The 8,580-nt window shown below is 62.4% G+C and carries 8 protein-coding genes; all 8 read right to left on the bottom strand.

The window, feature by feature from the left end; genetic code table 11:
* Nucleotide 1 precedes the first annotated feature (1 nt).
* Nucleotides 2-445: a PRC-barrel domain-containing protein gene (locus tag M0954_RS01165; protein ID WP_122155371.1), complete on the bottom strand. Its 444-nt coding sequence runs from the start codon at nt 443-445 to the stop codon at nt 2-4.
* A 72-nt stretch (nt 446-517) separates the two neighbouring features.
* The gene (locus M0954_RS01160; RefSeq protein ID WP_123388482.1) at nt 518-946 is read right to left on the bottom strand and encodes a DUF3331 domain-containing protein; all 429 of its coding nucleotides are present in this window, start codon (nt 944-946) and stop codon (nt 518-520) included.
* 196 nt (nt 947-1,142) lie between these two features.
* Nucleotides 1,143-1,964: an alpha/beta hydrolase gene (locus tag M0954_RS01155; RefSeq protein ID WP_297351178.1), complete on the bottom strand. Its 822-nt coding sequence runs from the start codon at nt 1,962-1,964 to the stop codon at nt 1,143-1,145.
* A 226-nt stretch (nt 1,965-2,190) separates the two neighbouring features.
* On the bottom strand, nt 2,191-3,912 hold the full coding sequence (gene poxB / locus M0954_RS01150) for a ubiquinone-dependent pyruvate dehydrogenase (RefSeq protein ID WP_122151839.1): 1,722 nt from the start codon (nt 3,910-3,912) through the stop codon (nt 2,191-2,193).
* A gap of 161 nt (nt 3,913-4,073) precedes the next feature.
* On the bottom strand, nt 4,074-5,531 hold the full coding sequence (locus tag M0954_RS01145; protein ID WP_122151840.1) for a mechanosensitive ion channel family protein: 1,458 nt from the start codon (nt 5,529-5,531) through the stop codon (nt 4,074-4,076).
* Nucleotides 5,532-5,713: 182 nt separating this feature from the next.
* A complete protein-coding gene (locus M0954_RS01140; RefSeq protein WP_123388483.1) occupies nt 5,714-6,544 on the bottom strand; it encodes a transglutaminase family protein in 831 nt (276 codons plus the stop codon).
* A gap of 8 nt (nt 6,545-6,552) precedes the next feature.
* On the bottom strand, nt 6,553-7,494 hold the full coding sequence (locus tag M0954_RS01135) for an alpha-E domain-containing protein (RefSeq protein WP_297351176.1): 942 nt from the start codon (nt 7,492-7,494) through the stop codon (nt 6,553-6,555).
* 120 nt (nt 7,495-7,614) lie between these two features.
* A partial coding sequence (locus M0954_RS01130; RefSeq protein WP_297351174.1) for a circularly permuted type 2 ATP-grasp protein occupies nt 7,615-8,580 on the bottom strand: 966 nt, incomplete at its 5' end.

Here is an 8,580-nt window from a genome sequence, read left to right as displayed (position 1 = left end):
CTCAGTGATGATCCGAATACTCGGCACGCGCCACCGGCACCGAAGCCACGTGCGCGTACTGGAACGCAGGCATGGCCTTGATCGCTTCACGCGTGCCGCCCGGCAGCGTCAGCTTGCCCTTCACGAAGTCGAGCTGGTCGATCGGAATCGCCACATCATGTTGTGAGACACCCGCAAACTGATGCGCCGCGATGATCGCGAACGAGGCCGACTTGTCCGGCGCAACGATGATGTCGTGCACCACACCGATCTGCTCGCCGTTATCGTTGACCACCGGCTTGCCGAGAATCGCCTTCTTCACGCTCCATCCGCGTACGATCAGCTCGGACTCCGATACGCTGATGCCGACCGTTTGCGAGCCCGCCACCTGGGCATGCGCCTGAAGGCATGCCACACCCAGTGTGGAGGCAAGCAGGAGAGTCATCGCGAGTTTCGATTTTTTCATCATCGTTCTTCCTTATAGAAAAAGGGCGTCACAGCGTCACAACTGGTGGACACAACTAAAGGGCACCCTGTGTCAGGCCGGCGTGTCGTCGTCCTGGGCAAGTGCGGCGGCAAGAACCATTTCGTTGCAGTTGGCCGGGCGGTTGCGCCCACGCGCACGCGGCTTGAAGATCGGGTCGCCCCGCTCGATCCGTTGTCCCGTCAACGCGCAGTAACCGGAGCTGCGGGCCACGACCTGATTCCAGACCTGATCGATGTAATGGCACATCGTCGGATCGCACCAGGACACCAGCGCCTGGCCCTCGTCCTGACGCTCGATCGACGTAATCTTGCTATCGCAGTCGCCGGCCGGCACACCCTGTTGCGCACCGCGCGGCTTGCCCGCACGGTTGCTCGGGCGTGACCCGCAGCCCGCATGTCGAGGCTGCTCCGCGAACATTTCATTTTTGACGCCGTGCGATAGAAGTGAGACGACCTGGCTCCACGGGGTAACTTGTTCCATGTCGGTATGCCTCTCAGTTAACCAAGGGGAAATGGGCCGGAACTCCTCCGGCCGCCGATCATTTGACGCTAGTGCGGCCAATACGGCGCGGCAATGTTGATGCTGCGTTGGACTTGCTTATGTCGGTTTTTGCCTGGTTGCGGGCCCGCGGCGAGGCCGCGGATCCGTTGCTACGTCATGCGTAATAACGATGACTTTACGACTGGAGGAACGCGAGCAGATCGGCGTTCACCTTGTCCGCTTCGGTCGTGCACATGCCATGCGATGCGCCCGGATACACCTTGAGCGTGGCATTCTTGATGATCTCGACGGACTTGCGGCCCGACGCATCGATCGGCACGATCTGGTCGTCGTCGCCCTGCAGGATCAGCGTCGGCACATCGATCTTCCTGAGGTCAGCGGTGTAGTCGACTTCCGAGAACTGCTTGATGCACTCGTACTCGCCTAGTACCGAGCCGAGCATTCCCTCGCGCCAGAATTCGTCGATCACACCTTGCACGACCTTTGCATTCGGCCGGTTATAGCCATAGAACGGTAGCGCCAGATCCTTGAAGAACTGCGAGCGATTGCCTGCAGTGTTGGTGCGGATACCGTCGAACACTTCCTTCGGCAAGCCGATCGGATTGGCCTCGGTCTTCAGCATGAGCGGCGGAACCGCGCTGATCAGGACCATCTTCTTGACGCGCTTCGTGCCATGACGGCCCACATAGTGCGAAATCTCTCCGCCACCGGTGGAGTGGCCGACGAGCACGGCATCCTTCAGATCGAGTTCGTCGATCACGGCGGCCAGATCGTCCGCGTAGGTGTCCATATCGTTACCGGTGCCGGTCTGGCTCGAACGGCCGTGGCCGCGGCGATCGTGGGCAATCACGCGATAGCCCTTTTGCTGCAGAAACAGCATCTGCACGTCCCACGCATCCGCGTTGAGCGGCCAGCCATGCGAGAACACGACGGGCTGCCCCGTGCCCCAGTCCTTGTAGAAGATCTTTGCGCCATCCTTGGTAGTAACGTAATTCATGGAACGTACTCCTGTGTGCGAGGTGATGGCCGGCGCCGCTGTTCAAGGCGGCGCCAGTGGCGTTGGCAACGGTGGAAAAACACGGAAAGCGTGACAACTGCTACGATTCTTGCGCCGGTTTGTCAGGCGCCAGCAGTTCAGTATAGGCTGTGCTTACAACATGACAACCCGGTGTCCGCATTCGTCTGGATTAATGTCTATATGCGCTACCACCTGCTCCGCTGGATCAACGCAAGTTGGTTTTCGCCAGTTCGACGATCTCGTCACCGCGTCCGCTCAGAATCGCGCGCAGCATATACAGACTGAAGCCCTTCGCCTGTGACAGCTCGATGGTGGGCGGCATGGCAAGCTCATGCTTGGACGTCACCACGTCGACGAGTGCCGGCCCCGGATGTGCAAACGCCTTTTGCAACGCCGCCTCGACGCCTTCCGACTCTTCGACGCGAATGCTGAAAATACCCGCGCCCTGAGCGATTGCAGCAAAGTCCGTCTTGCTGAGATCGACATTGGTATCGAGGTAGCCGCCCGCCTTCAACTCCATCGAAACGAAGCCCAGCAGGCTGTTGTTGAACACCACCACCTTGATTGGCAGATCGAGCTGGCGCGCGCTAAGCAGGTCGCCTAGCAACATCGACAGGCCACCATCGCCCGACAACGACACCACCTGGCGCTGCGGATGACCGGCCTGCGCGCCGAGCGCCTGCGGCATGGCGTTGGCCATCGACCCATGATTGAACGAGCCATGCAGTTGCCGCTTGCCGTTCATCGTCAGATAGCGTGCGGCCCACAGCGTCGGCGTGCCGACGTCCGCGGTGAAGATCGCATCTTCGCTCGCCACCTGGTCGATCATTCTGGCCAGATACTGCGGATGAATCGGCCGGCCCGGGCCTGCGGGCGTGGCCAGCTCGTCGAGCCCCTTGCGGGCCGACACGTAGTGCTTGCGCGCGTTGTCGATAAACTTGCGGTCCGTCTTGCGCTGCAACTTCGGCAACAGCGCGCTCACCGTTTCCTTGACCGTGCCCACGAGTCCGAGCGCGAGCGGCGCACGTTTGCCCAGTTGCGAGCCCTTGTGGTCGATCTGCACGACCTTGGCCTCGGGCGGATAAAACGGCCGATAAGGGAAATCGCATCCCAGCAGAAGCAGCGTGTCGCACGACATCATCGCGTGATAGCCCGAGCTGAAGCCGATCAGGCCGGTCATGCCGACGTCGTACGGGTTGTCGTATTCGATGAAGGGCTTGCCGCGCAGGGCGTGGACAATTGGGGCGCCGAGCGTGTCCGCCAGCGCAACCACCTCGTCATGTGCCCCCGCCACGCCGCTGCCGCACATGATCGTCACGGCTTCGCAACCGTTCAGCATGTCCGCAAGCCGCTCGAGATCGGCTTGCGCCGGCACGATGGTGGAAGGTGCGCTGCTACTCCAGCGCGGAGCTTCGGCGGGCCCTTCGCTCAGCGCGATATCGCCCGGCAACACGATCACGGCTACACCGCGTTCCTCGATGGCGGTACGCATCGCGCGCTCCAGCACGCGCGGGAACTGCGACGCGTTGGAGACCAGTTCGACAAAGTGGCTGCATTCCTTGAACAGATCCTGCGGATGCGTTTCCTGAAAGTAGCCGAGACCGATTTCCGTCGACGGAATGTGTGCGGCGATCGCCAGCACCGGCTGATGGTTGCGGTGGCAATCGAACAGCCCGTTGATCAGGTGCAGATTGCCGGGGCCACAGCTACCGGCGCAGACGGCGAGCTTGCCGGTTGAGGCGGCGTCTGCGCCTGCTGCGAATGCCGCGACTTCTTCATGACGCGTATGCATCCAGCGAATCGAGCCGACCTGGTCGAGGCTGTACGCCAGTCCGTTGAGACTGTCTCCAGTCACGCCCCAGATGCGTTCGACGCCTGCGGCTGCGAGCGTTTTCGCCAGATAGTCGGCGATGGTGTGCCGGGCCATAAGCTACTCCTTGAAGACCGCGTCGATCGAGCCGTGCGAATCAATCCGCGCACCTGATCTGAGCGGTCCTGTTAGTTGATGGTAAGGAAGGGGCGACGGCTGAGCCGTCCGCCCCCGGAAACTTCACACCTTGCTACCTTCAGAGTACCTGCCAGAGTCCGCTAGATCGTCAAGTCATGCAGCTTGCGCATGCCGTCGCGCAACCAGTCGAATAGCGAATGCTCAGTCACGACTTGCGCCTCGGGCGGGCTGCCGAGCTGAAGCAGTTTGTCTTCCCGCTGTGACAGCACATGACACATCTGTTGTCCGACATCGGGGCGGCGCTTCAACACGGGCGTGAGATCCGCTTTGTTCAAACGGTAGATCACCGTGCGCGTCAAGGCAATGAGTTTGGCCCGCACCGGCAGTCCTGCCAGCACGCCCGCCTCTCCGACGGCGTCGCCTGGGCCGAGACGGACCGGCTCGACGACGCCCGAAGGCGTCGTCACTTCCACCGACACCACGCCCGATTCGACAATCATCAGATAATCGGTCACCGCGTCGGACCCGACCACCAGGTCGCCGGCCTCGTACTCATGACGCGACAGCTTGCTCGACAGACCCGCCAGTTCATCGACCTGCAGCGTGCGAAACAGATCGATACGTCCAAGCAGGCGCTGCAGCCGGTCGACCGCCAATTGCGGCGGTGCAGGAACGCCCAACGGCCGCAGTTCGATGCCGGCTGCATCGAGATGCCGGTAGCAAAGATCGTAGAGTTCGTTTGTGACAGCGGATTTTTTTGCCATGTCGTCGACATAGGCCGTCACTTCATAGCGAATCGAGTCGACCGACGCCGACTTGACCAGCGCGTACGGTGCAGGCGTTTTCAGCACCGTGCCGATGCCCATCAAGGCCTGCTCCAGCGCGTCGAGCACCCGCGCAGGGCGTTCCTGTGGAGAGATTTCCAGCGTGATCGACACGCCGTGCAGCGTCGCAGGCCGGCTGTTGTTGACGATCTTGGCTTTGGCCGCCACGCTGTTCGGCACGATCACGATGTTGCCCTGCGACGTCAGCAGGTGCGTGGCGCGCCAGTTCATCTCCATGACCTGGCCTTCCACACCGTCGACGCACACCCAGTTGCCGATGTGATAGGGCTCGGTCGTATTGAGGACGATGCCGGCGAACACATCGCTCAGGGTGCTCTGGATGGCGAGACCCACCACGATCGCGAGCGCGCCCGAGGTGGCCGCGAGGCCTCGCACCGGAATGTTCAGCACAAAGGCGAGCGATGCGACCGCGGCGGCGAGAAACACCAGCGCCCCCAGCACGTCCTGGAAGAGCCGCTCCTTGTGCCAGCTGCGCGAGACGAACACCGCGTCGAGCGACTGCGTGAGCAGGCGCGCGCCATTGAGCCACCAGAGCACTTCCAGGATCTGGGCGCCCAGATGACGCAGCCACGACTCCGGCCACGGCGCAGGCGATAGCGGATTCATGCCGAAGCCGAACAGCACGGCACTGTAGAAAGCGAAGATCACGAGGCGTAAGACGAGGCGCAGCGTGTCCTGGCGCGGAAAGCCGGCGCGCCAGAGCGCGATGTCCACCGCCAGCAGCGCGAAACCGATAACGAGCGGATCTTTCACGACACTCTTCCCCTATGCGGTAGGCAGGTGCATGACGGCTCAGTGTGGAATCGTCAGGCGTAAGCGTACGGGGAATTGCCGATCTTTGCTTCGTTTGGTGTTGATGCGGTCAGCTTTGACGCGGTCAGCTTGACGGGGCCGCCCAGGCGCGGTCGGCTTCGACGCGTTCAGCTTCGACGCAGTCAGCCCTGACTCTGACTTTGGCTCTGGCCCGACGCCGGCATCACCGTGACCGTGACAGTCAGCGACTCCGCCCCCTGCCCCGTCCGCACGCCCGACACCGGCATCGCGTCGCGGTAATCGAGGCCGGTCGCGATACGCACGTAGCGGTCGTCCGGGCATTTGTCGTTAGCCGCGTCGAACCCCACCCATCCCAGGCCATCGACATGCGCCTCGGCCCATGCGTGGCTGGCACCGTGCTGCTCCAGGTCATCCATCAGCAGATAACCCGAGATATAGCGGGCCGGCACGCCGATGCTGCGCGCCGCGGCGATAAAGACATGCGTATGGTCCTGGCAGACCCCGTGCCCTTCGCGCAATGCCGTCTCGGCATCCGTGCCGACCCCGGTGGCGCCAGGCACATAGGCAATCTGGTGGTGGATGGCGTTAGTCAGCCTGTGCAAGGTGTCCAGTTGCCCGTCGCCCGCGCGCACGGTGGCGGCCAGCGCGTGCACGCGCTCGCCTGCCTGAGTGAGCGGAGTTTCGCGCTCGAAGATCCAGGGCGGCGCGATCTCATTGATGAAACCGTAGATGCCGGCCATGTCCTGGGTCTCGACCGTGCCTTCGGCGACGATCACGATCTCGCTCTTGTTGCGTTCATGCCGCACGAGATCGACGCGATTGCCCAGACCATCAGTCCAGCTTACGGTCGGCTCGACGCCGTCGACCGTCACGCGCCAGTCGAGCACGTTCTGCCCCGGACCGGACTGGGGACGCAGCCGCAGCCGCTGCAAGGCATAAGGAACCGGTTGATCGTACTGGTAGTGCGAAGTGTGGCGAATGGCAATACGCATGGCCGTACTCAATCGAAGTTGTAGGTCTCGGCAATTTCAAAGCCGAGCCGGTTGTTCTGCGCGATAAAGCCGGTGAGAAACTCGTGCAGGCCACGCGAGAAAATACGCTGGACCGAGTTGTCACTGAGCGTGGCGAGGGTTCTGTCGGCGGTCGAATGGCAGTTGTGAGTCACCCCATAGTCCTGCGCCAGAAAACGCAGGTTCTCGACAATGTTCAGGTAGCAGAAGTTCAGCGAGCGCGGCATGCGGCCGTTGAGAATCAGATAGTCGGCGATGTTGACTGGCTTGTACTGCACGTCGTAGACCCAGCGGTACGAGCGGTGTGCGTCGACCGAGCGCAGGATCGACTCCCACTGATAGTTGTCGAGCGTCGAGCCGACGTACGACACCGAGGGCAGCAGCAGATGATATTTGACGTCGAGAATGCGCGCAGTGTTGTCGGCGCGCTCGATGAAGGTGCCGATGCGGGCAAAATTGAAAATCTCGTTTCTGAGCATGGTGCCGTGAAACGAGCCGCGAATCAGTGCGGCCTGACGTTTGATGCGGTCGAGCGTGGCCGGCAATTCGCTGGACGGAACCGGTGCGGCCAGCAGGCCCTTGATCGTCATCCACGCTTCGTTCACGCTTTCCCACGTCTCGCGCGTGAGCGCCGTGCGCACCATGCGCGCGTTCGAGCGCGCCACTTCGATACTCGCCAGCACGCTCGACGGATTGTCGATGTCGCGCAGCAGGTAGTCGGAAACCGTCTCGGCCGTGCAGACGTCGTGCTTCTGCCGAAAGCCCACTTCCGTCCCGGAGGTGACCACGACCGACGACCACGTGGCCGGTGCGTCGGAGCTACGCGTGAGCGACATGCGCAGTCCGGCATCGACCACCCGTGCGATGTTTTCCGCGCGCTCGATATAGCGGTGCATCCAGTAGAGCCCGCTTGCTGTGCGTCCAAGAAGCATGTGCTGTCCCGATCCTGTTTCTGTTTGTTGCTGCCTGTTGCTTGCCTGATGCCTGATGCGTGTTGCCTGTGCGTTGCGTGCTTTCTGCCGGCCTGGCGGCCCTTAGTCGGCTTGGTCCGCTTAGTCGGCCAGCACCCACGTGTCCTTGGTGCCGCCGCCCTGGCTCGAATTCACGACCAGCGAGCCTTCTTTCAGCGCCACGCGCGTCAAGCCGCCAGGCGTGATGCGAATCCGGTCCGACACCAGCACGAACGGCCGCAGATCCACATGGCGCGGGGCGAGTCCCTTCTCGGTCAGGATCGGCGTGGTGGAGAGCGCGAGCGTCGGTTGCGCGATGTAGTTGTTGGGACGCGCGCGCAGCTTGGCCGCGAAGTCCTCGCACTCCTTCTTCGATGCCGCCGGTCCCACCAGCATGCCGTAGCCGCCCGAGCCGTGCACTTCCTTCACCACCAGTTCATGGAGATGGTCCAGCACGTATTTGAGGCTGCTCGGTTCGGAACAGCGCCACGTCGGCACGTTTTCGAGAATCGACTGGCGTCCCGTATAGAACTCGACGATCTCGGGCATATACGAATAGATCGCCTTGTCGTCGGCAATGCCGGTGCCGGGCGCATTGGCAATCGTGATGTTGCCCGCGCGGTAGACATCCATGATGCCGGCCACGCCCAGCACCGAATCGCCGCGGAAGGTCATGGGGTCGAGATAGGCGTCGTCGAGGCGCCGGTACAGCACGTCGATTGCGCGGAAGCCTTCGGTCGTGCGCATCGCCACGTGACCGTCCACAACCTGCAGATCGCTGCCCTCAACCAGATGCACGCCCATCTGATCCGCAAGGAACGCATGCTCGTAGTAGGCGGAGTTGTGAATGCCGGGCGTGAGCACCGCGATGGTGGGGTTGCCGTGATTGCCGCCTGGCGGGCAGACGGCCGCGAGCGATTCGCGCAGCAACTGCGGATACGCTTCCACGGGTTGCACCTTGACCTGCTGAAACAGCTCGGGGAAGAGCTGCATCATGGTCTCGCGGTTTTCCAGCATGTAGGACACGCCGGAGGGGGTGCGCGCATTGTCCTCGAGCACGTAGAACTG

This window comes from Paraburkholderia sp., assembly GCF_026225065.1.
GTDB lineage: Bacteria > Pseudomonadota > Gammaproteobacteria > Burkholderiales > Burkholderiaceae > Paraburkholderia.
Note: the sequence above shows the minus strand (reverse complement) of the source record. Positions and strands in the feature narration are given on the sequence as shown.

Excerpts from the sequence above, each read along its gene's own strand:
- M0954_RS01165 (WP_122155371.1), bottom strand. The coding sequence starts at position 445 with ATGAAAAAATCGAAACTCGCGATGACTCTCCTGCTTGCCTCCACACTG.
- M0954_RS01160 (WP_123388482.1), bottom strand. The coding sequence starts at position 946 with ATGGAACAAGTTACCCCGTGGAGCCAGGTCGTCTCACTTCTATCGCAC.
- M0954_RS01155 (WP_297351178.1), bottom strand. The coding sequence starts at position 1,964 with ATGAATTACGTTACTACCAAGGATGGCGCAAAGATCTTCTACAAGGAC.
- poxB (WP_122151839.1), bottom strand. The coding sequence starts at position 3,912 with ATGGCCCGGCACACCATCGCCGACTATCTGGCGAAAACGCTCGCAGCC.
- M0954_RS01140 (WP_123388483.1), bottom strand. The coding sequence starts at position 6,544 with ATGCGTATTGCCATTCGCCACACTTCGCACTACCAGTACGATCAACCG.
- M0954_RS01135 (WP_297351176.1), bottom strand. The coding sequence starts at position 7,494 with ATGCTTCTTGGACGCACAGCAAGCGGGCTCTACTGGATGCACCGCTAT.